Here is a 276-nt window from a genome sequence, read left to right on the forward strand (position 1 = left end):
GGGCTACTTCGTCTACGACTCTAAGAAGTCCGGTTCCAAGACGACTTCCCACCTGCGTTTCGGACCCAAGCCGATTGAGGCCCCCTACCTGGTCAGCCAGGCAGGGTTCATCGGTATCCACGCCTGGGGGATCCTGGAGTCGATGGATGTGCTGACAATGGCCCGCGAGGGAACCACCGTCCTACTCAACTCTCCGTACGCGGTCGATGAGGTGTGGGACAAGTTGCCCGACACCATGCAACGTCAGGTCCTCGATAAGCACCTCGACTTGTGGAC

The 276-nt window shown here is 59.4% G+C and carries 1 protein-coding gene; it reads left to right on the plus strand.

The annotated features are described in order from the left end of the window. Nucleotides 1-276: 2-oxoacid:acceptor oxidoreductase family protein (locus tag H6A60_RS14585; RefSeq protein ID WP_205105308.1), on the plus strand; the 276-nt coding region annotated here is incomplete at both ends.

It is taken from the genome of Sutterella massiliensis, from assembly GCF_016899755.1.
Lineage (GTDB): Bacteria > Pseudomonadota > Gammaproteobacteria > Burkholderiales > Burkholderiaceae_F > Sutterella > Sutterella massiliensis.